The 749-nt window shown below is 53.7% G+C and carries 1 protein-coding gene; it reads right to left on the bottom strand.

Annotation, left to right across the window (positions count from 1 at the left end):
- A partial coding sequence (locus tag BN1125_RS06775) for an IS1595 family transposase (protein WP_042011386.1) occupies window positions 1-740 on the bottom strand: 740 nt, incomplete at its 3' end.
- Window positions 741-749: the final 9 nt, after the last annotated feature.

The raw sequence follows: 749 nt of genomic DNA, 5'->3' as shown, positions 1-749 counted from the left end.
ACCCAGTTGAATGCCGGATGATCCAGCAAGTCAAGGTTGCCCCCGGTGACAACACCCAGGTGCTCACAATTGGCCTCTTTGACCGCTTTGAAACAGGCCAATCCATCGGATATCACCGCGCTACCACTGGCAATATGCCGTTTTGCCCAATCAGCAATGGACTTGGTTTTGAAACCATCGACCACCGTCATCCGCATCTTGATTGGATGCCCTTCCTTGTTCAGGGCTACAGCTGCCACAAACGGCGTCTTGCCTGCCGCGCCCCGACCCCGTTTGCCACCACGGCGCTCGCCACCCCAGTAGACATCATCGAGCTGAATGATGCCGCTGATGGGCTGCTTGTCATCGGACTCTTTCATGGCTTGCAGCAGCTTATGCTTGAGCATCCAGGCGGTGTCATATTTGACGCCCAACTGGCGCTTTAGCTCCATCGCTGACAAGCCTGTTTTGGTTTGTGACAACAGGTGCATCGCCAGAAACCACTTGGTCAGTGGGAGCTTGGTGTTTGCGAAAATCGTGTTTCCAGTCAAGGACATCTGGTGACGGCAGTGATTGCATTGCCACACCCGTGGCCGTCTTTTCAGGCGACAACAGGTCTTGTTGGCACATTCAGGGCAGACAAAGCCGTGAGGAAAACGCCAAGTGAACAGCGCGTTTTCGCACTGAGCTTCAGTGCCATAGTCCTTGAGAAACTCAAACAGGCTGTAGCCTTTCTGGAATTGGACTTTGCTTTTGGCCATGATCTTGCA

This window comes from Aeromonas fluvialis, assembly GCF_000819885.1.
Taxonomy (GTDB): Bacteria; Pseudomonadota; Gammaproteobacteria; order Enterobacterales; family Aeromonadaceae; genus Aeromonas; species Aeromonas fluvialis.
The sequence above is the reverse complement of the archived record's forward strand: the minus strand, read 5'-3'. Positions and strand labels throughout refer to the sequence as shown.